This window comes from Pseudomonas silesiensis, from assembly GCF_001661075.1.
GTDB lineage: Bacteria > Pseudomonadota > Gammaproteobacteria > Pseudomonadales > Pseudomonadaceae > Aquipseudomonas > Aquipseudomonas silesiensis.
This window is the reverse complement of the sequence record NZ_CP014870.1, coordinates 3818443-3841610: the sequence shown is the minus strand read 5'-3', so window position 1 is coordinate 3841610 and position 23168 is coordinate 3818443. Positions and strand designations below refer to the sequence as shown.

Genomic DNA, 23168 nt, shown 5'->3' with positions numbered 1-23168 from the left:
ATAGCGGTTTGTCTGAGGACCAGTGGCGCGCTGCATGGCGAAAGGCATGGCGCGAGTCCGGCATCCGCCAATCGACAGTACCCGTCGAGGGCAACGGGCTGGCCGCGCTGGATCAATGGCTCGACCAGCGCATCGGTGACCAGGCCTTGCTGCTGGTGCTGGCCGTGCAGCTTGCACCGGAACAGCCCGAGGGCACGGCAGAAGTCGCCGTCGGTGTGTTGTTCGGCAATCGCCTGACGCAAACCACCTTGGCGCCAATCGCCTACCTGCACCGGCCTGAGCAGGAGCGCCAGCCTACCGACGCCGATCTGCTCTATGCCACGCGTCAAGCCCTCGATTGGGTGCCGCTTGAAGCGAAGTCAATCGAGAAGACCTGGCGGGTGGGTATCGACCCACAACGTCATGCGTCCATCGCGACCGTGTTGGCTAAAGAACCCATGCTGGGCAAGCAGGCGCTTTGCAACCTCGATGCGTTGCTGGGGCATCCCGGAAAAGCATCACCTTGGCTGGCTATCGCGGCCGCGACGCAGACGATTGAGCGCGGCGCTGGAGCGCAGTTGATTTTCAGTGGTGGTGGCCCTGCCACGGCCGGACTCTGGGGCACGGTCTTGATGCCTGTGTCGGCACCTTCTAAATAGGAATTCGCATGCAGTTTCGAACTGCGCGGCAAAGCGGTGCGTGACGTGGTGCAAACCACCTTCGTCCTCAATGGCGAGAAACACGAATACTTCAACCAGAAGGAAAGCTGGCAGCGCTTCAGTTGGCCTGGCTTCAGCAGCCACCCGGGCACTAATTTGATCTGGAACAGCGTGCAGGCCAGTGAACGGCTGTTCGGTGACTACGAAGTAACCTGGGGGGTTGATCCGCCTGCTGGAAAAAGCCCGGGGCTCCCCGCTGAACGACAGCGACATCCTGCACCGGCTGCAACTCAAGGCCCCGGACGGCCTGGAGCTGACCCGGAACCTGCGCACGGAACTGGGCGCGGGGCCGTTGGCGTTGCTGAAGTTGCGAGGATTCACCTTGCCATAAGCTGTCAGGCCGGTTCTTTTGCTTCGACCTTGCTGACCGCCTTGCGATACGTCAACAACACAATACCCGTGACAACGATCACCCCACCCATCACCTGACCCGCACTCAGCATCTGGTCCAGCACGATCCAGCCCATCAACAAGGTCGCCAGCGGTTCGATGTTCATCACCGGTGCATTGCGCGGCATGTCCAGGCGCGGCACCGAGATGAACAGCACGATGAACCCCGTGCCGTAGAGCACCACCAGCGTAGCGAGCGCCAGCCAGCCGGTGGTGGTGGCCGGCAGGTTCAGGCCGCCGGGAAGGGCGTCGGCCAGGCCGGCGAGGTTGACGCTGCTGAAGACGATGAAGATGGTCAGCAGGCTGCGCACCGAACCGCGCACCTGGGACAGTTTGTGATCGGTGATCCACAGCGCGCAGGCGAACACGCTGGCGGCGCAGAAGGCGAGGGCGACGCCGAGCAGCCATTGCGGGCCGGCGCTGCTGTTGGCCGAGAGGCGTCCCGGCACGTCCAGCACGAACACCAGCCCGAGCAGAATCAATCCCATTAATGAGGCGGTGCGGGCGGTCGGTCGTGGTCCGCCCAGCGCCCAGGTGAGTAGTGCCAGCAGGATGGGGAAGACGTTGGCCACCAGCAGTGCCAGCGCCACCGGCACCCGGGCGACGGCGGAGTAGAGGCACAGACTTTGTGCGGTGATCAGCAAGCCCAGCAGCAGTTGCCAGCGCCAGGCGCCTGCGGGCAGGCGCAGACTTTGGTGTTGCCAGAGTACCAGCGCGGCCAGCACCAACACGGTTGCGCCCGAACGCATCAGGATCGCCAGCAACACGCCGGCGCCGTCATCGAACGCCACCCGGGCGGCCACATGGTTGCCGGCGAAGGCGCAGCCCATGCATAGCAGGATGAGTACGGCGAGGTGGCGGGGGAAGGGGGGCGGGACGGTTTGTGTGTTGGTGGGGCGGGTCATGGCAGGGGCTCGAAGGGTATTTGTCATCGTTGGGGATGGTCGGGTGTTTTTATCAGGTTGTCGTACAACATCAAGGGTTTGTACCGTATTTGGTTTGGAGGGGCAAGGGTGGGGAGCTTGTTGGATTGTTGTGGGCTGGGGGTTGTGTGGGGGGATGATTGCTTGCGGGGGGAATGGGGTATTGCACAAGAGGTCGTATGACTCATGGCTATGTGGCGACTGTATGGGCCTCTTCGCTGGCAAGCCAGCTCCTACAGTTGATCGCTGTCGTGCACGGATCCAGTGTTCACCACCGATCCACTGTAGGAGCTGGCTTGCCAGCGAAGGCGGAGTGTCAGGCGACATCAATACAGGTGACCAACCGCTTTCGCGAGCAAGCTCGCTCCCACAGTTTTGATCGCGGTCGTGCACGGATTTTGAGTTCGCCGCAGACCCCCTGTGGGAGCGAGCTTGCTCGCGAAGGCGGCGGCACATTCAACATCGATGCAAGCTGACCCAGCGCTTTCGCTGGCAAGCCAGCTCCTACAGCTTGGTCACTGTCGTGCACGGATTTTGTGAACAGTTTGATAGCGTGACAATCAAAAAACCCCATAGCCCGGACCGGCGAATGCTTTACTCCGTGAATCAGACTCAAACCCGGTATCGCTCGACGGGAGTGACAGCTATGGCGCACAACACATGGACTCATTGATCACCGCGGCGGCACGCGCACTGGCCGCGGGTGATCCGCTCGGGGCGCTGGACCGGGTGGCGTTGCGTGACGACGCGTCGGCGCTCGCCCTGCGGGGCATCGCCATGGCGCAGCTTGGCGACCTGGTGCGGGCCAGGGCGCTGGTGAAAAGTGCGGCGCGGGCCTTTGGGCCGAAAGAGGCGGTGGCCCGGGCGCGGTGTGTGGTCGCCGAGGCCGAGATCGCCCTCGCGTCGCGGGACCTGGGCTGGCCGGTGAAGGCGCTTGATACGGCGCGGGTGACGCTTGAGGCTCATGGCGATCGGGTGAACGCGGCCCATGCGCGCTACCTGCAGATCCGACGCTTGCTGCTGATCGGCCGGCTCGACGAGGCTGAAGCCTTGCTCGCCGCGCTCGATCCTGCACCGCTACCGCCGGTGTTGCGCGCCGCCCATGAACTGGTGGTGGCGGGGATTGCCATTCGCCGCCTGCAATCGCAGTCGGCGCACAATGCCCTGGCACGAGCCCGGCATGCTGCCGAATTGGCCGCTATCCCGGCACTGACCGCCGAGGTCGAAAACGCCGCGCTCATCCTCGACACGCCCGCCGCACGGCTGATCGCCCACGGTGAAGAGCGGCCCCTGTTGCTGGATGAGGTTGAAGCGCTGCTGAGCTCAACCTCACTGGTGGTGGATGCGTGTCGTTACAGCGTGCGGGGCGCCGGCATGTCGGTGTCCCTGGTCACCCGTCCCGTGCTGTTCACCCTGGCCCGAATGATGGCCGAGACCTGGCCCGGCGGCGTGTCGCGCGAAGCGCTGATCGCCGGGGCTTTTCGCTTGAAACTGACGGATGAATCCCATCGCGCCCGCTTGCGTGTCGAAATAGGCCGGTTGCGTGCGGCGCTCAAACCCTTGGCCGGTGTGATGGCGACCCCGCGCGGATTTGCCTTGGTGCCTTTGGTCTCAGCCGACGTGGTGGTGCTGGCGCCACCGGTCGATGAAAAGTTTGCTGCGGTGTTCGCCTTCCTCGCCGACGGCGAATCATGGTCGAGTTCCGCCCTGGCGCTGGCCCTCGGCGCCAGTCAGCGCACCGTGCAGCGCACCCTCGAAGCGCTGGCGGCGGCCGGCAGGGTGCAGGCATTCGGGCGTGGGCGGGCGCGGCGCTGGATGACTCCACCGATACCGGGTTTCGCGACGACCTTGTTACTCCCGGCGCCACTGCCGAGTGACTAGGATGGACGCCATCAACCCGCAAACGAGGAAGCCAGCATGAAAAGCTCAACCGCTGAAATACTGCGTGAATATGGCCCGTTTCCCGGTATCGACACCGTCCATGGCCTGACCTGGGACGGCCGCCAGGTCTGGTTCGCCAGCGGCGAAAAGCTCAACGCTTTGGACCCGGAAAGCGGCAAGACCCTGCGCTCGATCGATGTCACCGCCGATGCGGGCACGGCTTTCGACGGCCAGTACCTGTTTCAGATCGCCGCCGATCGCATCCAGAAAATCGACCCGCAGACCGGGCGGGTGCTCAACAGTATCCCGGCACCGGGGGGCGGTAATGATTCGGGGCTCACCTGGGCCGAGGGCACGCTGTGGGTCGGTCGCTATCGCGATCGCAAAATTCACCAGATCGATGCCGAAACCGGGAAGATTTTGCGCACGATCGAGTCCAACCGCTTTGTCACCGGGGTGACCTGGGTCGAAGGGCAGCTGTGGCATGGCACCTGGGAAGAGGACGAGAGTGAATTGCGCCGAGTCGATCCGCAAAACGGCGAGGTGCTGGAAAGCCTCAAACTGCCGGAGGGCGTCGGGGTGTCGGGACTTGAGGCCGATGGCGGCGAGCGGTTCTTCTGCGGCGGTGGCAACAGTGGCAAGGTGAGGGTGGTTCGGCGCCCCCAATGAGGCGCCGCCCGCACGGGCTCAGTCCATGCACGCGTACACCACCAGTTCCACCAGCATCTCCTCTCTGGCCAGCCCGGCGACCACCACGGCCGCGCGGTTGGGGTAGGGCGCCTGGAAGTACTCGGTGTAGAGCTCGTTGACCGTGGCCAGGTAACGACGGTCGGTGACGTAGATCAGCACCTGGGTCACGGCATCCAGCGAGCTGCCGGCGGCCTCCAGGGTATGGCGCAAGTTGTCCAGGGTCTGGCGGGCCTGCGCTTCGATGCCGCCGCTGACCACCTGGCCCTGGCGGTCGATGGGGATCTGCGCGGTGTACAGCGTGCCGTTGCCGACCACCGCCCATTCCATGGGGGCGCGCGAGGCGAAGAGGTCGGTCTTGATGGCGTATTTCATCGATGGTTTCCTAAAAGCAGGCTTAATGATGTTCAGCGGGCGTCGCTGCTTTCGCCGGCACCGCGGCGTCGGGACTCTTCGGTGCTTTCCACCAGCACCTGTTCGCCCAGTTTTTTCAACATGACCCAGACTTCGTCGTCGACCTCAAGGCCGGCGGCGAGTTGGCGGGCGGGGAGCGGTGGGTCGACAGGGGCCGCGTCCTCGGCGCTGAGCCGTGGCAGCAGGGTGAAGTGCCGCGAGATCAACACGTTGATGCTTTGCTCGTCGCTGCGGGCGGAGGATGGCAACTCATAGACCCGCAAGGACGGCGTGCTTTGCCCGGCGGCCAGGGTGGCGACCAGTTCCTGGCGGGCGTCGCGCCAGTAGACGCAAAAGTTCAGCCCCTGTTCGGTGCAGCGCGCCAGGTAGCCAAGCAGCAGGATGCGGTTGTGGCAGTGGCGGATCCGGACCTGGGCACTGCCGCCGCGCAGGGCCTTGCTCACGCCCAGCTCGATGGCCTGGGCGGCGCAGCGCAAGACGCTTTGGCCGTGGGCATCGAGGGTCAGTTGTGCGGCATCTTCGTAACAGGTGTCGAACGGCCGATCGACTTCATCGTGGAGAAAGGCCAGGGCTTTTTTCAGCGCGCCGATACCGTCCAGCCCCTGCAATTGCAGCCAGGCGATCATCTCGGCGGCGTCGTCGCAATCACCCGGGGCAAAGCCGATGCCTTCGAAGGCCTTGCGGCAGATCACCTGGATTTCATTGAGCGAGACACGCATATCAGAGTTCTCCGGCAGCGGTTGCCAGTGGGGGCATGACGGCGAAATTCCAGTCATCGTCGAAGGGTTGGCCAATCTCGCTGACCAGCGGCGCGCCCTGGAACAAGGTGATGCGCACCCACCGACTGGACTTGGGATCGAACTTGCCGGCCCCGAAGAACGCCAACTTGCAACGCAGCAGGTGGATCGGCAGCATGCCGCGGTCCATCAGGTTGGCGCGGATTTCCCCATAGGCGCAGCGGTCCATGCCCTGCAAGCGGCAGACGGTGCCCTTGAACTGCGGCTGGGCCAGCAGGAAGTGCGCAGTCAGTTGCTGCGGATGCTGTTCCCGATAGACCAACAAGGCGCGGTGGCAGCGTTGAATGTTGTGTGCGATGCCCAACTGCATTTCCTTCTCGGCACCCGGTACCATGGCGCGCTCGCCCAGGCGGGGTTCTTCCTTTTCCGCCGAGCGATACCAGAAGAAATGGTTGGCCTCGGCGGCGCTCAAGTCATAGTCGAGTGCCCAGCGGTAGCGGCTCTCTATCAGATCGCACAACTCATCCAGCGGCATCTCGGCATTGAGTCGAAAGCCTTCCTTGACCGACATCTGTTCGGCCAGCGGATCGACCTGTTCGGGGTACAGCTCCAGCAGCAGGCTCACCAGCAATTCCTGGCAACCGTTACCGCCGTGCCGCTCGGCCCAGGCCTGCACCCGTGGCCACAGGTCGGTACTGACCGGCTGCCCGTCGAACCACTCGGCCAGTTGCCCAAGCTCGGCCAGGGTCTGCCGGTCGATTGTGCTTTGCCGCGGGTCGTCGGTGCGGGTTTGCGCCAGGTGCTGGCAAGCACGTTGCAGCAGCGCCTGGAAACGTTGCACCCGGGGCAGATCGGCAGGGTGCGCCAAGACCCGGGCCAAGGCGGTTTCCCTGGCCCACAGCCATTGATTGACCAGCTGCGGGTGATTGATCAGGAACGGCGCCATGCCCAGCCCCGTGGAATTGCCGACCCCGAGGTAGCGTTGCAGGGCGATGTCCAGCCCGACCGCCCGTTGCGGATTGCGCGCCCGGGCCATGTGTTCGATTTGCTCGATGCTGAAGTGCCGCAGCAGGTACACGGTAAACATCTGCGCGCTGAAGGGTTGGGTGAAGTCGGCATTACCTTGCAGGCAACTGAAGTCGGCGATGCCGAACTTGCCGTTGCCGTAGACGGCAGTGGTGCGATACAGGTAGCCCACCTCGGCAAGTTGCCGCGGGTCTGGCTGGCAACCTTCGGCCAGCGCCCCGAGGAAACGCTCGAAGTTGCGCAGGCTGCGGTTGGCCCGTGACAGCACCAGCACCCGGGCATCGAAGCGCCCGGCTTCCTGCAAGGGCACGTTGCGCCGCAGATCGGCCAGCTGCTGCTCATCGACATCCCCGGCGAGCAGGACGAAGCTGACATCCCACTGATCGGCGATCACCCGGTCGCTGCGTTTTTCCGGCGGCAGGTCATTCGAGAAAATCACGCAGTGGTAATGCGCACTGGCGGTGTCGATGCGGTAGATGGCAGTGCCAAAACCTTCGGCATCCAGGTCGAAGCAGGTGCGCTGGATGCGCCACTGCTCGTTCATCATGCGCCGCATGCTGCTGCGCACGAAACTCAGCCGGCTTTGAAAGTGACTGCCCAGCCGATCCAGGTCCATGACCTGCGCCGCGGGGCGCAGGGTCGGTTGTGGTTCGGCGTCGGTGCGGGACGGAGACATCATTGCGATTCCTGAACTATTCATCATCAGACAGCCTGTTCGCGAGCCATGTGCCGGGCGATTCGCAGCGCATCCCAGAGCGACGGCAGAATCAACAGCGACACCGGCACCGCGGTAATCACGATAAAGGATTGCAGGGCCGTGACCCCGCCGGAACCGATGGTGATCAGCACCACGGCGGCCAGGCCCATGCCGATGGCCCAGAAGGCCCTCAGCCATTTTTTCGGCTTGTCATTGCTCGACATGGCCATCGCCACGGTGAACGCCATGGCATCGCCGTTGGTGGCGACCGAGATGAAGCTCAGGAACAGGAACAGTGCGGAGACCAGGCCACCCAGGGGAAGGTTTTGCGTCACCCCCAACAGCAGCGCTTCGGGTTGTGCGCCATTGGCCGTGACGATGCCGGGGGTTTGCAGTTCCAGGCCGATGCCGGTGCCGCCGACCACGGTGAACCAGAACATGGTCACGATGGGAGCGATAATCGACAGGGTCATGATCACTTCGCGGATGGTCCGGCCACGGGAGATCTTCGCCACATAGAGCGCGACCATCGGTGCATAGCCGATGAACCAGCCCCAGTAGAATACCGTCCACCAGTCGAGCCATTTCGGATCGGCGCGAAACAGCGTCATCGGGATGAACTGTTCCAGGTGCAGGGCGAACGCCGACGGGAAGCCGCCGAGGATGAACATGGTCGGCCCGAACGCCACCATGAAGATCGCCAGGCCGATCATCAGCCAGACATTGATCTCGCTGACGAAGCGGATGCCCTTGAGCCCGACCAGGCAGGAGGTGGTGTACATCACCGTGACCAGGACAATGGTGATCGACTGCACCGTCAGGTCATTGGGGATGCCCCAGACCGAATGCAACGCACTGCTGATTTGCAGGCCGAGGAAGCCGATCGGGCCGATGGTGCCGGCGACCACGGCGATGATGGAAGTGGCGTCGCCAGGGTGCCGATCGGGCCTTTGAGCGCGCGCTCGCCGAGCAGCGGATACAGCAGCGTACGCGGTGCCAGTGGCAGGCCCTTGTCGTAATGCAGGTGCATCAACACGATGGACAGCAGGCTGCCCAGCACGGCCCAGGCGAGGAAACCCCAGTGCACGAAGGACTGCGCGAGCGCCGCATGCGCTGCCGCTTCGGTGTGCGCTTGCACCCCGGCGAACAGTGGGGGCGGGCTTGCGAAGTGCATCATCGGTTCGGCCGCGGCCCAGAAGGCGCCACCGCCGGCGAGCAGGGCGCACATGATCACCGCGATCCAGTTGAAGGTGCTGGTGTCGGGGCGCTGGTCGACACCGCCGAGCCGGACTCGCCCGCATTTGCTGAAGCAGATGAACAGGCTCACGGCGAAGGTCAACAGCATCAGAATCTGCCAGTAGAGCCCGAAGAACCGGGTCGACCAGGCGAACAGCGTGTTCACCAGCAGCGACACGCCATCGATGTCGATCAGCGCCGCGATCAGGAACGCGCCGAGGAAGCCGCCACTGATGAGAAACAGCGGCCAGTCGATGTCTTTCTTCGGCGGCGCAAGGTTCAGCGGCGGGCTGTCGACTTGCAAGGTGCTGGTGGTTTTCATGATGCCTCCAAAATACGCGCTTGAGGCTGTCCATCGCCGAGTGGGGAGATGAACGGGACGCTATTGTTGTTGTTTTTCATGCTGTCCTCACGGTTGTGATCAGGCGTCAGTGTTGTGCGGTGGTGGCGCTTTCCAGCAGGCGTAGCCAGTTGAGTCCCATGATGTTGCGCACCTCGTCCTCGGCGAAGCCGCGGGCTTGCAGACCCCGGGCGATGACCGGGAAGTCGCGGCTGTCGCGGAACCATTGCAGGGGTGACGGCCAGCTGGCGTTATCCTTCGAGCCTTCGCCGTAATCCTTGTCCTTGCTCCAGCGCCCGTTGCGCATCCACTCCAGTACCCCCAGCGGTTGCTGCTGGCACAGGTCGGTGCCGATGCCGATGTGCTCGACACCCATCAAGTCCGCGGTATTGGCGACCATGTCGCAGAACGCTTCGAGGGTGCAGCCCGACGCACCCTTGAGGTGGAAGGGGTAAGTGCTGAAACCGAGCAGGCCGCCGGACTCGGCGATGCCGCGCAATACCGCGTTGGATTTGTTGCGTTTGGCGGCGTGGAAGCTCGACGGGTTGGCATGGGACACGATCACCGGCCGGCTCGACAGCTCGATGGCTTGCAGGGTGCTGCGCTCGGCGCTGTGGGACATGTCGATCAGCATGCCGACGCGGTTCATCTCGCTGATTACCTGGCGGCCGAAGCGGCTGATGCCGTTGTCTTCGGTCTCGTAACAGCCGCTGGCCAGCAGGCTCTGGTTGTTATAGGTGAGCTGCATGATCAGCACGCCCAGCTGGCGGAAGATTTCCACCAGGCTGATGTCGTCTTCGATGGGCGAGCAATTCTGGAAGCCGAAGAAGATCCCGACGCGGCCTTCCTGATGCGCCAGACGAATATCCGCCGCCTCGCGCACCGGGCGAATCAGCTCGGGCCAGGTCTCGAAACGCCGGTTCCATTCGCCGATTCGCGACAGGGTCTCCCGGGCGTTTTCGTGGTAGGCGATGGTGGCGTGTACCGCGCTCAGGCCGCCGGACTGCATCTGGCGAAAGATCTCTTCGTTCCAGTTGGAGTATTGCAGGCCATCGATCATCAATAAGTCGTGCATGGTGATCTCCGATTCAGGGACGCACATAAGTGGTCTTGACCACGGTGTAGAAGTCGCGGGCGTATTGCCCTTGTTCGCGCGGGCCGAAACTCGAGTTTTTGCGCCCGCCAAACGGCACGTGGTAATCGGTGCCAGCGGTGGGCAGGTTGACCATCACGCAGCCGGTGCGGGCGCGGCGCTTGAAATCGCTGGCATGGCGCAGCGACTGGGTGATGATCCCGGCGGTGAGGCCGTACTCGGTGTCGTTCAAGACCGCCAGGGCCTGTTCGTAGTCGCTGACCCGGATCACGCAGGCAATCGGGCCGAAGACTTCTTCGCGGTTGATGCGCATGCCGTTATGGCTGTTGATGAACAGCGCCGGCCGCATGTAATGCCCGGCCGGCTCCAGCGCCAGCAGCTCGCCGCCTTCGACCAGGGTGGCGCCTTCTTCCGCGGCCAGTTGCAGGTATTGAAGGTTCTGTTCCAGTTGCCGGGCTTCGGCCACCGGGCCGATCTGTACGCCTTGTTCGAGGGCGTGGCCGACCTTCAGCTGACGCATGCGTGCAATCAGTGCGTCGACAAAACGGTCATGGATACCGTCACAGACGATAAGTCGCGACGAGGCGGTGCATTTTTGCCCGGTACCGAAGAAGGCACCGTTCAACGCGCATTCCACGGCGATTTCCAGGTCAGCGTCATCGAGCACCACCAGCGCATTCTTGCTGCCCATTTCCAGCTGGCAGCGCACCAGGTTGCCGGCCGTGGCAACCGCCACTCGGCGTCCGGTGGCCAGTGAGCCGGTGAAGGTCAGCGCGTCGATATCCGGCGACTGGATCAGGCTTTCGCCCACGACACCGCCGGTGCCCATCACCAGGTTGAAGGTTCCGGGCGGCAAAGCCTGGCGGCTGATGATTTCGCTCAAGGCCCAGGCGCTGGCGGGCACCAGGTTGGCCGGCTTGAACACCACCGCGTTGCCGAAGGCCAGTGCCGGGGCAATTTTCCAGGCCGCGGTGGCCATCGGGAAATTCCACGGGGTGATGATGCCGACCACACCGACCGGTTCGCGCTGCACTTCAATCTCGATGCCCGGGCGCACCGACGCGGCCGTCTCGCCCATCTGCCGCAGCACTTCGGCGGCGTAGTAATGGAAGAACTGGGCAGAGCGATTGACTTCGCCGATGCCCTCGGCCAGCGGTTTGCCTTCTTCGCGGGAGAGCAGCTCACCCAGCTCGTCCTTGCGCGCCATTAACTCGTTGCCAATGGCCATCAGCACCTGTTGCCGCTGCTCCAGGCCGGTGGCTGCCCACAGTGGCTGGGCCTCACGGGCGGCAGCGATGGCCTCAAAGGTCTGTTCGGCGCTGGCCTGGTGATAGTGGCCGACGATGTCTTCGACATCCGAAGGGCTGTGGTTGGCGATAACGGCTTGGCCTTCACACCAGTGTCCAGCGATGTAGTTCTTGCAGGGTTGCAGTGCCATGGGGAACCTCCGATTGCGTGGTTCCCATCATGAGAGTATTAATCTGCAAACAAAAATTAATAATAAAAATGAAATGATAAGGAAAACTTACCGTGTTGCCCGAGCTGAAGATCACTCAATTACGCTATTTCGTGCTGGTCGCGCAGCTGAAAAGCTTTCACGGCGCGGCCAAACAGGCCTATCGCACGCAGCCGGCGCTGTCGTTGGCGGTACGGGAGCTGGAACAGAAGCTTGGCCAGGCCCTCTTTGAAAAAGGCGGCAAAACCGAGCTGACGCCCTTTGGCGAGCATTGTTTGCCGTTGTTCCAGGACCTGCTGGCGCATCACGACCGGATTGCGCGAGAGGTGAGTTTGCTGGCGCGGCATGAAATCGGTCAGGTCAGCATCGCCACGGTGCCGTCGGTGGCCAGTCGATTGCTGCCGCATTTGTTGGCGGGATTTGTCGCCGAGCATCCGAAGCTGCAGATCAGCATTCAGGACGGTAATGCCGACAGCGTCCAGCAACTGTTGCTCCAGGGGCAGGTGGACTTCGCGATCAGCAGTGTCTGGATGCCCGATGAGCGGATTGATTTTGTGCCGATCCTGAGTGATCAGGTCGGCGTGGTCTGCCGCCATGATCACCCGTTGGTAGAGGCGGGCGGGGCCTTGCACTGGTCCAGCCTGCAGGCGTATCCGCTGGTGCGCAATGGCACTTCGCGGTTGCTCGAAGGCACCGCGGCGGCGGGGCTGCTGGAGAGCAGCCTGCTGTTCGTCTCCAATATGATTTCCCTGATCGCGATGCTCGAACAAGGCATTGGCATCACGACACTGCCGTCCCTGGCGTTTCCCCAGGGCAATGAACAGCTGGTGTTTCTGCCGCTTTCAGAGCCGAAAGTGGAACGTCAGATCGGCATCCTGTGCCGCAAAGGTCACAGCTTGTCGCCCGCAGCGGCCGAGTTGATGAGTTTTTTGAAGGCGAATATGCGCATAACGGCCATGCAAAACTGACGCGCAATTGTGGAAAACGCCAAACCCCTGTAGGAGCCGGCTTGCCGGCGAAGGAGTCTTCCTGGCCGCTACAAGGCTCGAGACCGCCTTCGCCGGGCCGGCTCCTGCAGGGTCATGTCCCCCAACCTTCTCTTACCGCCCGGCGAATCCCCTCCAGCAGCATCGCAAAGGCCGGGTTGTCGTTGTTCTCGCGCCAGATCAGATGCAGCTCGCTTTGCACGCCTTCCCCGAGGTCGATGTCGCGAAAAACTACGTTCTTGAACACCACACTGGTGGCGCAGCGCGGCACCAGGGCCAGGCCCATGCCGGCGTTGACAAGGGCCAGGATGGTCAGCGATGAACCCAGCCATTGCACGTATTCCGGTGCCACGCGGGCCGAGCGCAGCATGCCGGTCAGCAGTTCGTTGAACGGGGGATAGGCAGCGTGGGAATACATTAGAAAAGGCTGGGCATCGAGGTCCTGGACCGACACGCAGTCGGCAGTGGCCAGGGGATGGCTGTCGGGAACGGCCAGGACGAATGGCTCGCGCACCAGGCACTCGGTGGCGTAGCCAGGCTCCAGCAAGGGCGCGCGGACGATACCCAGGTCGATCCGGCGAGCGCGCAAGGCTTCGTGTTGTTGGTAGGTGTTCATCTCCGACAGGTCGATTTTGACATGGGGCTGCTTGAGGCGGGCTTCGGTGATGACCTTCGGCAGGAACTCATACACCGCGCTGCCGACGAAGCTGATATTGACCGAGCCGATATCGCCCTCGGCAAAACGCCGGGCGGTGACGGCGGCTTGCTGCGCCCGCTCCAGCAGGTTTTGCGCTTCGATGAAAAACGCCCGCCCGGCAGCGGTCAGGGCGACGCTGCGGGTGGTGCGGGTGAACAGCTCGACGCCGAGGTGATGCTCCAACAGTTGAATCTGTCGACTGAGAGGCGGCTGGGTCATGTTCAGGCGTTCGGCGGCGCGACGGAAGTTGAGTTCGGTCGCCACCGTGGTGAAGCAGCGCAGTTGAGTTAGCTCGAACATTGATCTAATCCAGGTATCAATCGAATGCCAAGTTAGATTAGACGGGATCAATGTCGGCGTCCATCATCGGCCTGCCCCTAAAAAAACAACGATCGGGAGTCGCCCCTTGAATACCCTCCAGAGTCCGCCGGATCCGCATGTGCTCGCCCGCGCAGCGGCCAAGGTCAAGCGCCACGTAATGCCGCTGTTCGTGGTGATGTTCATCGTCAACTACATCGACCGGGTCAACATCGGCTTCGTGCGCAGCCACCTGGAAACCGACCTCGGCATCGGCGCGGCGGCCTATGGCCTGGGTGCCGGGCTGTTCTTCATCGGTTACGCGATCTTCGAAGTGCCCTCCAACATGCTGCTGCAACGCTACGGTGCCCGCGCCTGGCTGACGCGCATCATGTTCACCTGGGGCGCGGCCGCCATGGCCATGGCCTTTGTCCGCGGCGAAACCAGTTTCTATGTGCTGCGCTTCATCCTCGGTGCAGCCGAAGCCGGTTTTTTTCCCGGCATCATTTACTACTTCACTCAATGGCTGCCGTCGACTGAACGCGGCAAGGCGATGGCGATCTTTCTCAGCGGCTCGGCCATTGCCTCGGTGATCTCCGGTCCGGTGTCCGGCGCGCTGCTCAACGTCAGCGGGATGAGCCTGCACGGCTGGCAGTGGATGTTCCTGATCGAAGGCTTTGCCTCCATCGTGCTGTGCGGGTTTGTCTGGTTCTGGCTGCAATCCCATCCGCGGGAAGCGAAATGGCTCAGCGTCGAAGAGAAGGATGCCCTGGTCGGCGCCATCGCCCTGGAACAACAGGCTCGCGAAGCGGTGCAGACCGTCAAGCCCTCGATGTTCAAGCTGCTGGCGGACAGGCAGATCGCGTTGTTTTGCTTCATCTACTTTTCCATCGCCCTGACCATTTACGGTGCCACGTTCTGGCTGCCGAGCATGATCAAGAAAATGGGCAACCTTGGCGACTTCCAGGTCGGCCTGTTCAACTCGATCCCGTGGATCATTTCCATCATTGCGATGTACGGCTTCGCCGCCATGGCCAGCAAGTGGAAACACCAGCAGGCCTGGGTCGCGGTGACCCTGGTGATTGCCGCGTTCGGCATGTTCATGTCGACCACCGGCGGGCCGGTCTTCGCCTTCGTCGCCATCTGCTTCGCCGCCATTGGGTTCAAGGCCGCCTCGGCACTGTTCTGGCCGATTCCCCAAGGCTATCTGGATGCGCGCATTGCCGCGGCGGTGATCGCCCTGATCAACTCCATCGGCAACCTAGGCGGCTTCGTGGCCCCGACCGCGTTCGGTTTCCTGGAGCAGACCACCGGTTCCATCGAAGGCGGGTTGTACGGCCTGGCGGGCACCTCGCTGGTGGCGGCGGTGGTGATCTTCTTCGCCCGCACCGCGCCCCGTGGTGACGCCCCTCGCGCGCCGAACGGTAAAGCCGCCGACAACGCGACCCCACAACATGTTCTAAATCACGCTATGAAACCTGATGCAAAGGGAGCAGCCTCTTGAAAATCAAACGAGTAACCGTCACCCCCATCGCCTTCCGTGACCCGCCGCTGCTCAACGCCAGCGGTATTCACGAACCCTTTGCGCTGCGCTCGATCATCGAGATCGAAAGCGACAATGGCTACATCGGGCTGGGGGAGAGCTACGGCGACGCCCCGGCGCTGGCGATCCAGCAGCAACTGCAATCGCAACTGATCGGCCTCGATCCGTTCAATCTCAATCAACTGCGCAGCATCGTCCAGGCCACCGTGGCGGCGAACAAGCCCGCGAGCATCGCCGGTGCGGAATTGGCCCCGGGCTCCCATGCGAGCAAAGCGGTGAGCAACGCCTACTCGGCGTTTGAAGTGGCGTTTCTGGATTTGCAGGCGCATTCGTTGAATGTGCCCTTGGTGGATTTGCTGGGCGGTGCGATCCGCGACCAGATTCCGTTCAGCGCCTATCTGTTCTTCAAGTACGCCCAACACGTCGACTCGCCCTACAAGCCGGACAATTGGGGCGAAGCCCTGAACGAAGCGCAGATCGTCGCCCAGGCCCGCCGCATGATCGAGACCTATGGCTTCAAGAGCATCAAGCTCAAGGCCGGCACGCTGCCGCCCGAACACGAAGTGTCGTGCATCAAGGCGCTGAAAAAAGCGTTTCCCGGTTACCCGCTGCGCATCGACCCGAACGGCAACTGGTCGCTGGAAACCTCGATTCGCATGGCCGAATTGCTCGGCGACGACCTGCAATATTACGAAGACCCGACGCCGGGCCTGGACGGCATGTCAGAACTGCACAAGCGCACCGGGCTGCCGCTGGCGACGAACATGGTGGTCACCGACTTTGATGAATTTCGCCGCAGCGTCGCCTTGAACAGCGTGCAGATCGTGCTTGCCGACCACCATTACTGGGGTGGCCTGCGCGACACCCAGGCGCTGGCGAAAATGTGTCAGACCTTTGGCCTGGGCGTGTCGATGCATTCCAACTCGCACCTGGGCATCAGCCTGATGGCCATGGCGCATCTCGCCGCTTCAGTGCCCAACCTCGATTATGCCTGCGACACCCATTACCCCTGGCAGGAGCCCGATGAAGAGGTGATCAAGGGCGGCAAGCTGCCGATCGTCGACGGTTGCGTGAAGATCACCCGCGCACCGGGGTTGGGGCTGGAACTGGATCACGACCAATTGGGCAAGCTGCACGACCAATACCTGACCTGCGGCATTCGCCAGCGCGACGACGTGAAGCAGATGCAGCGTTACAAGCCGGAGTGGAAGGCGATCAAACCGCGGTTTTGAGCTCAGCCAGCAGACGTTCGATCTGCGCCAGCTCCCAGGTGCTGAGCAGACTGACAGGGTCGGTGCGTTGCCAGCCGTCGAACACGCCCTCGCGGCCGTCCGGGCTCTGGCAGCGCTGGCAATGACGCAAATGGTTGCTGTCGACGTCGAGGGTCAGGCGCCAGCCCTCGATATCGACCTGCACCAAGCCAGGCCCGGATTGTTCACCGAGGCGCTGCAAAGGGCGAATGCCCAGGGCGGCGTCGCGCAGTGATTGGTAAACCTCGCGGGCGGTAAGCGTTGTCACGGGTATCTCCGTCGGGTGGGGGCTGTAGGAGCAAGCTTGCTCGCGATGGTCGTAAACGATAACGCGTTTTTCCTGAATGAGCATAGAAGGCGGCCTCAAGCCTTGCAGCGCCCAAGCAGACGCCTTCGCCAGGCCGGCTCCTACAGGTTCGGCGTTTTCCACAATTGGCTGTATGCAGGGATAGTTTAAATACGGTAGGCGGCGATCTGGCGATTGCCCGTGCATCCCATGAACTGCAGGTTATTGCAGGTATAAAAAAACCCGGCAGGCGATGCCGGGTTTTTCGTTGAGTGTCGCGGTAAAATCATTCACTTATGCCGCACGGCTTTCGATCAAACGATCCGAACCACCTTCGGCAACACGATTCTCGATCAAACGATCCGAGCCATCGGCAGCGACGCGATTCTCGATCAGACGATCCGAACCATCGGCAGCGACGCGATTCTCGATCAGACGATCCGAACCATCGGCAGCCACGCGATTCTCGATCAGACGATCCGAGCCATCGGCAGCCACGCGATTCTCGATCAGACGATCCGAGCCATCAGCCGCAACGCGGTTTTCGATCAAACGATCCGAACCATCGGCAGCGACGCGATTTTCGATCAGACGATCCGAACCATCGGCAGCGACGCGATTTTCGATCAAACGATCCGAGCCATCTGCCGCAACGCGGTTTTCGATCAAACGATCCGAACCACCCTCAGCCACACGGCTTTCAATCAGACGATCCGAGCCGCCTTCAGCGACAACCGGGTGAGCAGAAGTAGCGGCGAAAGCGTTCACTGCAAAAACCGAGAAAGCGATGCTGAGAAGGACTTGGCGTTTCATGATGGTGTGCTCCGGGGTGTAGTTGTTTGGTATGGAGGCGATGTTACGCCCCGGAGTTTTTAAGAGAACTTCATTGGGTTGATGGAGACTATCGACGTCGGTAATGGATGGTTTAGCGCAGCGCGCCCTGTTTTTGTTTGCCTGCCCGACCGATATCAGAGAAGCTCCCCGGGCCCTTCTCGGGCGGGTTGGCTGCATGATCAAATGGTTCAGGGATGCGTTGAATGACACTCAGGGTAATGGTGGTCGGCGGCTACGGAAACTTCGGCAGCATCGTCTGCAGGCATTTGATCGCTATGGCAGGCGTCGCGCTGGTGATCTCGGGGCGTGATTCGCACAAGACGCTGCGCAAGGTCAATGAGCTGCACGCCAGCTCAGGTCGAGCCTGTGAAAGTTGGTGCGGCGACGCCATGGACTCAACGTTCTCCTCTACATTGCAGGCAATGGGCATCGACTGGGTGATCCACACCGGCGGCCCGTTTCAGGGGCAGTCCTATGCAGTGGCACAAGGCTGCATCGCCGCCGGAGTGAATTACTGCGACCTGTCTGACTGTCGCACCTTCGTCAATGGTATCGATGCACTCGACGAACGAGCAAAGCAGGCAGGCGTTGTCATCCTCAGTGGTTGCAGCTCGGTGCCGACGCTGTCATCCGCCATCATCGACGAGTATCGCCACCGTTTTCAGCACATCGACTCGATCGAGCATGGCATTTCTTCATCGGCCAAGATGCCGGGTCTGTCCACTGTCGAGGGTGTACTGGCCTACGCCGGCAAGCCCATCAAACAACTCAGGAACGGCCAGGTGCATGACGTGTCGGGTTGGCAGAACCTTACCCTGCGTAAAATGCCGCCGCTGGGGACACGGGTACTGGCCAATGTAGACGTGCCGGATATGGATATCTTCCCGAGTCGCTATGGGGCCAGGACCTTGAGCTTCAAGGCGGGTTCGGGTCTCAAGCTTGGTGGTGTGGTTAACTGGTTGCTTGCCGAAGCGCTGAGAATCGGTCTGGTTCGCGACCCTGCGGTCTGGGCGGCACGCTTGCATCGCTGGGGTACCCGGTTCGAGCGCTTCGGCGATGGTAAAAGTGCGATGTACATCGACGTCAAAGGGTTGGGCAGTGATGGGAAACCGCTGTCGATGACGGCGCAACTGACGGCCAATAATGACAAGGGGCCGCAGATTCCGAGCTGTGCGGCCGTGGCCCTGGTGGCGAAAGTCGTCCAGGGCTACTGTCCCGAACCCGGTGCCCGGGCCTGCGTGGGCGAAATCGGTGTCGACGAGTACATGGCCGCCATAAACGATCCGGCAAACCTGCACCTGTGCGTACGCTTCTCCGACGAGCAGTCTTGAACATGCTGTACCTGTGCCTGAAATACGTTCATGTCATCGCCGCGATCTTCCTGTTCGGATTCGGCATGGGCTCTTACCTGTATTTGATTGCGGCCAGCCGCACAGCCAATCCTCAAGTGATCGCCCACGTGGCCAGAATGGTCGTGCGGTTCGACACCTGGATTACCACGCCGGCTGGCTTGATTCAGATCGCGACTGGCTACCTGCTGATGCAGCTGTCTGGACTGCCATTGACCACGGAATGGATCCTGACCTCGTTGATCATCTTCCTGTGCGTCGGTTCGCTTTGGCTTCCGGTGTTAGTGTTACAGAAGCGACTTCATGCCATGGCGTTGAATGCGGTCGACACAGGGCAGGATCTGAACGATGAATATCGGTCGGTTTACAACAAATGGTTCTGGCTGGGGATTGTCGGTTTTACGGGGATGTTCGTGATTGTGATGATGATGGTGACAAAAATGACGCCGGCGCAAATGGTTGGGATGCTGGGAATTCAATCATGGGTTTAAGCAAACGCGAGCAGGCGCACATAGAACGGCGACTGGTCGCCACTCTCACCGAGGCGTGCGAGACGGCCAAGGCGGAGCTGGTCGGTTTCGCCTGGCTGACCCACGAGATCGACTATGCCGAATTTCCTTCCAGTCTGAGGGTGGTCTGGGTGTTCGAGACGCAGACGCAAAAGAATCAGGCACTGGCGAGCGGGCAGGGTGGACGCATGATTGAACTGACCGCTCAAGCGTTGAGCGAAGCGCAGGTTCTGCTCAGTCCGGTCTCGGCCCATGTGCAGTTCGATTCCGAAGAAGAATGTCAGCGTGCCAATGGTGGGAACTGGCCGCAGCGTCTAGCGCGCATGCAGTCGCCGCGCAGGTGATCGAGTGCCGCCCGGAGCAAACTCGCTCCCACATTGGGACGGTGTCCGGCGCAATCTCGCCGACACCATCAGTCACCTGTGGGAGCGAGCTTGCTCGCGAAGACGGCGGCACATTCAACATCGCGGCGACTGACGGACCGCGATCGCGAGCAAGCTCGCTCCCACATTGGGACGGTGCCAGGCGCAAATCTCCCGGACACCCGCACCCCCCCTGTGGGAGCGAGACCGGCAGGCGACCGGCAACCCGATAGACGCACTGACACGAACTATAGTGAGAGATCCGGCGCGTTACGGTTTATGGACAAGCCCGATCGGGCGGCAAATCCATGATGCGAGGCGTGCCGGCTGTCCTCTTACGAAGGAGCCAAGCCAGGCCTGATCCGATGAGCAGGCGAGCTTTGCGATTCACCTGAGCGCGCGTAAACGACGTCTTCACCCACCCCCCTTAGAGGCGACTCGATCGGGATGTGCGTCGAAGGCAGTTTTTTTACCTTTTCAATCAGGAGATCATCATGTCCCAGCTCGAAAAAGTACTCTACACCGCCAAAGTCCACACCACCGGTGGACGGGACGGCGCGTCACGCAGCGATGATGGCCGTCTCGACGTCAAGCATTCGTCGCCTGGCGGCCCGGGCGACGGCACCAATCCGGAGCAGTTGTTCGCCGCCGGTTGGTCTGCCTGCTTCATTGGTGCAATGCAGGTGGCGGCGCGCGAAATGCAGGTCAAGCTTCCGCCTGACCTGAGCATCGATGCCGAAGTTGACCTGGGCACCAATGCGGGCGGCTATCTGCTCCAGGCCCGCCTCAACATCAAACTGCCGGGCATGGACCAAGACACGGCCCGCAAGCTGGTGGATAAAGGCCATCAATTGTGTCCGTACTCCAAGGCCACGCGGGGCAATATCGAGGTCGAGATCAACCTGGCCTGAACCTGAACTGTCGTCGCAAGGGTGAAGCCGGCGCTTCACCCTCGCGATGAATTGATGGGCAGGCAAGTCGATACGCTGCTGCGATTTGTATCGGTACGTATCCACCGCCCCGACAGCTACCTTCGCATACAAAACCATGGGTTTGGCGACACTTGCGCGATACACGGCGGCCTCCCAATAGAGCCACCGCAACCGCGGCAAACCTGGCGCGGCCTTGCCGTGTAATCCCTGGAGAAATGCGATGTCCCGTATCAACTTTCGCAACACCACTGGCCTGCTGGCCATTGCCGCCAGCCTGGCGTTCACTGCCTTCGCCGGCGTTTCCCAAGCTCAAGAATCGAAGGCTCCCGCTGAAGCCGGCCAAGCGTCGCAGCCGGCAAAAAGCTGGCAAACCGGGATCCACCGCACGGACCTGTTGAAGCGCGACCTGGATGTTTCCGGGCGTGAGGTGGTTCAGGTACTGGTTGATATCGATCCGGGTGTGTCATCGCCCAAGCATTCCCACCCCGGTGTGGAGGTTGCCTACGTCCTGGAGGGCACGTTCGAGTATCAGCTCGAGGGACAGCCGCCGGTAACGCTCAAGGCCGGTGAATCCCTGTATATCCCCGCTGGCACTGCGCATGTCGCGAAGAACGTCGGTACAGGCAAGGCGTCGGAGCTGGCGACCTATATCGTGAAGAAAGGCGTGCCGGCTGTGGAGTTGTCCAAGTAAGCGGCGATGATTGGCCACCAATGTCAGTCGGTAAACGCAGTCGATGGGGGGCTTGCTCCGGGCGGCGTTCCGACGATAGCAGTCTTTCAGCATCATCAATGTTGAATGTCAGGTCCTCTTCGCGAGCAAGCTCGCTCCCACAGGAGCAGCATTTCAAGTGACGTCTTGTGACCGCTGAAATCCATTTGCCGATCGTCGGCGCCTGTCACTGTTCCAGCGCATCGATCAGGGTAGACGGGTGTCGAAGATCAGCATCGCTGCGAAGCCGGCAGACACGGTGACCTGCATTGCAAAGGTTTTGCCCAGACATCCCGGGACGCGGCCAACGTATTTGTTTCTCTCGTAAAGGGGCGCAAGATAAGTGACTGGACGTTTGAACCAGGTGTCGCGCTGAGCTTGCAAATAGCCATCTCGGGCACCACCGGCAAGGACATCTCAACGAATAACAGGATGAGCGCGTTCTCTGTCGAATGCAGGGGCCGGAGGAGGCGTTGTGAACCCGTTCCAGCTCAGACCCGGTGCCTCAACCCTGAACATGTTGCTTCAGGCATGCCTGCAACGCCGTGATGCCGTGCCACCGACTTTAACGGAAAAAGCGGTGATACCGGGTATTCCCAATGCGCGCTACTGGATGGACCAGGACCTGAGCCCGTTCATTCAGGATGCCATTGCATCCAACAAGAGAGAGCATGAGGCGCTCATGGCAACCGGCAGGCCGGACACCATCCTGCCGCTGGCAAGCATGCTGGCCATTTCCGGTGGCGGCGACGCCGGCACCTTTGCCGCGGGGCTCATTGCGGGGTGGACCCTGCATGGCACCCGTCCGGTGTTCAAGATTGTCACGGGCATCAGCGCCGGCGCCCTGGTCGCCCCGTTTGCGTTCCTGGGGCCGCAGTACGATGCAGTCATCCAGCATATCTGCAACGCCGTCGGGCCGAAGGACATTTTCCGTTCGCGTAATGTCCTGACGCGGCTTGCCAGCGACGGAGTGGCCGACAGCAAGCCACTGGCGCGGCTCATCGCGAAGTACATCACGCCCGAGGTGCTGGCGCAGATCGCGGCGGAATATGCCAAGGGCCGAATCCTGATGATCGGTACCACCGACCTTGATTGCGCGCGGCCTGTCACCTGGAACATGGGCACTATCGCCGCCAGCCAGGCGCCGGGGGCGCTCGAGCTGTTTCGCAACATCATGGTCGCCTCGATGAGCATTCCCGGCGCCGTTTCCCCGGTCATGATCGATGTAGAAGTCGACGGCAAACTGTTCCAGGAAATGCACGTGGATGGCGGCGTCATCACCCAGATGTTCCTCTACCCGCCTGGCACCGTGATGGCGATGAACAAAGTGCCGGGCGCCCCCATGCGCCATGAACGTCACTTTTATGTCATTCGTAACGGCAAGCTGGAACCGCAGTGGTCCGGTACGAAGCGCCGTACCTTGAGCATTGGCGGTCGAGCCATCAGTGCCTTGATTCAAACCCAGGGCATCAGCGACCTCGATCGAATCTACCGGATGGCGAAGCAGGATGGGGCCGACTTCAATCTTGCCTATATCGGCACCGACTTCGGCTTTTCGCGCAATCATCGATTCGATGGCGAGTACATGAAGCGCTTGTTCGAGTACGCCTTTGAACTCGGCGCGAAGGGCTATCCGTGGCACAAGTTGCCGCCGGGCCCGGTGCTCTGGCTCCCTTACGAGTAATACCGGTGCCGCCGGTTTGGCTCAGGCTGGTTTCGGCAAATTGAAGCGTTCCGTCAGGGCTAATGCGGCTTTTTGTAGGAGCGAACTCGCTCGCGATGGTCGTTAACGATAATGCGTGTTTGCTGGTTAAACGCGGCGCTCTTGAGTCCATC

21 protein-coding genes and 2 pseudogenes are annotated in these 23168 nt (G+C 61.8%); 13 read left to right on the top strand and 10 right to left on the bottom strand.

Translation table 11 applies throughout. The features are described 5' to 3' along the window. Positions 1-8: 8 nt before the first annotated feature. Both PMA3_RS33170 and PMA3_RS30875 read left to right on the top strand, forming a co-directional pair. Complete coding sequence (locus tag PMA3_RS33170) at positions 9-638, top strand: hypothetical protein (protein WP_237140643.1); 630 nt, start codon at positions 9-11, stop codon at positions 636-638. A gap of 12 nt (positions 639-650) precedes the next feature. Continuing rightward, a pseudogene (locus PMA3_RS30875) lies at positions 651-1029 on the top strand (type VI secretion IcmF C-terminal domain-containing protein); the annotation flags it as partial. A gap of 4 nt (positions 1030-1033) precedes the next feature. Here the strand turns inward: PMA3_RS30875 and PMA3_RS17030 are convergent. Further along, positions 1034-1993, bottom strand: a complete 960-nt coding sequence (locus tag PMA3_RS17030) for an EamA family transporter (RefSeq protein WP_064678267.1) — start codon at positions 1991-1993, stop codon at positions 1034-1036. 678 nt (positions 1994-2671) lie between these two features. On the opposite strand from PMA3_RS17030, the gene PMA3_RS17025 reads away from it, so the two are divergent. Beyond that, on the top strand, positions 2672-3892 hold the full coding sequence (locus PMA3_RS17025; RefSeq protein WP_064678266.1) for a hypothetical protein: 1221 nt from the start codon (positions 2672-2674) through the stop codon (positions 3890-3892). Between the two features lie 36 nt (positions 3893-3928). Continuing rightward, positions 3929-4561 carry a Vgb family protein gene (locus PMA3_RS17020; RefSeq protein ID WP_064678265.1) on the top strand — a complete coding sequence of 211 codons (633 nt, stop codon included), beginning with the start codon at positions 3929-3931 and terminating at the stop codon, positions 4559-4561. A gap of 18 nt (positions 4562-4579) precedes the next feature. On the opposite strand, the gene PMA3_RS17015 is transcribed toward PMA3_RS17020, so the two are convergent. The 6 genes and pseudogenes from PMA3_RS17015 to PMA3_RS16990 all read right to left on the bottom strand — a co-directional run bounded on the left by PMA3_RS17015 (position 4580) and on the right by PMA3_RS16990 (position 11560). Beyond that, on the bottom strand, positions 4580-4954 hold the full coding sequence (locus PMA3_RS17015) for a RidA family protein (RefSeq protein ID WP_064678264.1): 375 nt from the start codon (positions 4952-4954) through the stop codon (positions 4580-4582). Positions 4955-4986: 32 nt separating this feature from the next. Then, on the bottom strand, positions 4987-5712 hold the full coding sequence (locus PMA3_RS17010; protein WP_064678263.1) for a DUF3726 domain-containing protein: 726 nt from the start codon (positions 5710-5712) through the stop codon (positions 4987-4989). Position 5713: 1 nt separating this feature from the next. Beyond that, the gene (locus tag PMA3_RS17005) at positions 5714-7432 is read right to left on the bottom strand and encodes a hypothetical protein (protein ID WP_102136477.1); all 1719 of its coding nucleotides are present in this window, start codon (positions 7430-7432) and stop codon (positions 5714-5716) included. A gap of 26 nt (positions 7433-7458) precedes the next feature. Then, positions 7459-9011: pseudogene (locus tag PMA3_RS17000) on the bottom strand (BCCT family transporter). A gap of 106 nt (positions 9012-9117) precedes the next feature. Continuing rightward, positions 9118-10104, bottom strand: coding sequence for a dipeptidase (locus PMA3_RS16995; protein WP_064680729.1), 987 nt, complete (start codon positions 10102-10104; stop codon positions 9118-9120). A gap of 13 nt (positions 10105-10117) precedes the next feature. Beyond that, on the bottom strand, positions 10118-11560 hold the full coding sequence (locus PMA3_RS16990; protein WP_064678261.1) for an aldehyde dehydrogenase family protein: 1443 nt from the start codon (positions 11558-11560) through the stop codon (positions 10118-10120). 92 nt (positions 11561-11652) lie between these two features. Here PMA3_RS16990 and PMA3_RS16985 point away from each other — a divergent pair, with 92 nt between their 5' ends. After that, a complete protein-coding gene (locus PMA3_RS16985; protein ID WP_064678260.1) occupies positions 11653-12546 on the top strand; it encodes a LysR family transcriptional regulator in 894 nt (297 codons plus the stop codon). A gap of 112 nt (positions 12547-12658) precedes the next feature. Here the strand turns inward: PMA3_RS16985 and PMA3_RS16980 are convergent, their stop codons facing one another. Continuing rightward, on the bottom strand, positions 12659-13561 hold the full coding sequence (locus tag PMA3_RS16980) for a LysR family transcriptional regulator (protein ID WP_064678259.1): 903 nt from the start codon (positions 13559-13561) through the stop codon (positions 12659-12661). 106 nt (positions 13562-13667) lie between these two features. Between PMA3_RS16980 and PMA3_RS16975 the strand changes: the two genes are divergently transcribed. After that, positions 13668-15062: an MFS transporter gene (locus PMA3_RS16975; RefSeq protein WP_064678258.1), complete on the top strand. Its 1395-nt coding sequence runs from the start codon at positions 13668-13670 to the stop codon at positions 15060-15062. Then, a complete protein-coding gene (locus PMA3_RS16970; RefSeq protein WP_064678257.1) occupies positions 15059-16333 on the top strand; it encodes a glucarate dehydratase family protein in 1275 nt (424 codons plus the stop codon). The genes PMA3_RS16975 and PMA3_RS16970 overlap by 4 nt, the downstream gene beginning before the upstream one ends. Here the strand turns inward: PMA3_RS16970 and PMA3_RS16965 are convergent. Further along, complete coding sequence (locus tag PMA3_RS16965; RefSeq protein ID WP_064680728.1) at positions 16317-16619, bottom strand: DUF7693 family protein; 303 nt, start codon at positions 16617-16619, stop codon at positions 16317-16319. The two genes, PMA3_RS16970 and PMA3_RS16965, sit on opposite strands and share 17 nt — an antisense overlap. A gap of 312 nt (positions 16620-16931) precedes the next feature. Next, entirely contained in the window at positions 16932-17450 is a 519-nt protein-coding gene (locus PMA3_RS16960; protein WP_064678256.1) for a hypothetical protein, read from the bottom strand. A gap of 224 nt (positions 17451-17674) precedes the next feature. Between PMA3_RS16960 and PMA3_RS16955 the strand changes: the two genes are divergently transcribed. From PMA3_RS16955 to PMA3_RS16930, 6 genes are all read left to right on the top strand, one after another. After that, positions 17675-18802, top strand: coding sequence for a saccharopine dehydrogenase family protein (locus tag PMA3_RS16955; protein WP_064678255.1), 1128 nt, complete (start codon positions 17675-17677; stop codon positions 18800-18802). A gap of 2 nt (positions 18803-18804) precedes the next feature. After that, positions 18805-19311, top strand: coding sequence for a DUF2269 family protein (locus PMA3_RS16950; protein ID WP_064678254.1), 507 nt, complete (start codon positions 18805-18807; stop codon positions 19309-19311). Beyond that, entirely contained in the window at positions 19302-19673 is a 372-nt protein-coding gene (locus PMA3_RS16945; protein WP_064678253.1) for a hypothetical protein, read from the top strand. The genes PMA3_RS16950 and PMA3_RS16945 overlap by 10 nt, the downstream gene beginning before the upstream one ends. 512 nt (positions 19674-20185) lie before the next feature. Further along, positions 20186-20602, top strand: a complete 417-nt coding sequence (locus PMA3_RS16940; RefSeq protein WP_064678252.1) for an organic hydroperoxide resistance protein — start codon at positions 20186-20188, stop codon at positions 20600-20602. 241 nt (positions 20603-20843) lie between these two features. Continuing rightward, entirely contained in the window at positions 20844-21314 is a 471-nt protein-coding gene (locus PMA3_RS16935) for a cupin domain-containing protein (protein ID WP_064678251.1), read from the top strand. A 493-nt stretch (positions 21315-21807) separates the two neighbouring features. Further along, on the top strand, positions 21808-23016 hold the full coding sequence (locus PMA3_RS16930) for a patatin-like phospholipase family protein (RefSeq protein WP_064678250.1): 1209 nt from the start codon (positions 21808-21810) through the stop codon (positions 23014-23016). Positions 23017-23168: the final 152 nt, after the last annotated feature.

Excerpts from the sequence above, each read along its gene's own strand:
- PMA3_RS17030 (WP_064678267.1), bottom strand. The coding sequence starts at position 1,993 with ATGACCCGCCCCACCAACACACAAACCGTCCCGCCCCCCTTCCCCCGC.
- PMA3_RS17025 (WP_064678266.1), top strand. The coding sequence starts at position 2,672 with ATGGACTCATTGATCACCGCGGCGGCACGCGCACTGGCCGCGGGTGAT.
- PMA3_RS17020 (WP_064678265.1), top strand. The coding sequence starts at position 3,929 with ATGAAAAGCTCAACCGCTGAAATACTGCGTGAATATGGCCCGTTTCCC.
- PMA3_RS17015 (WP_064678264.1), bottom strand. The coding sequence starts at position 4,954 with ATGAAATACGCCATCAAGACCGACCTCTTCGCCTCGCGCGCCCCCATG.
- PMA3_RS17010 (WP_064678263.1), bottom strand. The coding sequence starts at position 5,712 with ATGCGTGTCTCGCTCAATGAAATCCAGGTGATCTGCCGCAAGGCCTTC.
- PMA3_RS17005 (WP_102136477.1), bottom strand. The coding sequence starts at position 7,432 with ATGTCTCCGTCCCGCACCGACGCCGAACCACAACCGACCCTGCGCCCC.
- PMA3_RS16995 (WP_064680729.1), bottom strand. The coding sequence starts at position 10,104 with ATGCACGACTTATTGATGATCGATGGCCTGCAATACTCCAACTGGAAC.
- PMA3_RS16990 (WP_064678261.1), bottom strand. The coding sequence starts at position 11,560 with ATGGCACTGCAACCCTGCAAGAACTACATCGCTGGACACTGGTGTGAA.
- PMA3_RS16980 (WP_064678259.1), bottom strand. The coding sequence starts at position 13,561 with ATGTTCGAGCTAACTCAACTGCGCTGCTTCACCACGGTGGCGACCGAA.
- PMA3_RS16960 (WP_064678256.1), bottom strand. The coding sequence starts at position 17,450 with ATGAAACGCCAAGTCCTTCTCAGCATCGCTTTCTCGGTTTTTGCAGTG.
- PMA3_RS16955 (WP_064678255.1), top strand. The coding sequence starts at position 17,675 with ATGACACTCAGGGTAATGGTGGTCGGCGGCTACGGAAACTTCGGCAGC.
- PMA3_RS16950 (WP_064678254.1), top strand. The coding sequence starts at position 18,805 with ATGCTGTACCTGTGCCTGAAATACGTTCATGTCATCGCCGCGATCTTC.
- PMA3_RS16945 (WP_064678253.1), top strand. The coding sequence starts at position 19,302 with ATGGGTTTAAGCAAACGCGAGCAGGCGCACATAGAACGGCGACTGGTC.
- PMA3_RS16940 (WP_064678252.1), top strand. The coding sequence starts at position 20,186 with ATGTCCCAGCTCGAAAAAGTACTCTACACCGCCAAAGTCCACACCACC.
- PMA3_RS16935 (WP_064678251.1), top strand. The coding sequence starts at position 20,844 with ATGTCCCGTATCAACTTTCGCAACACCACTGGCCTGCTGGCCATTGCC.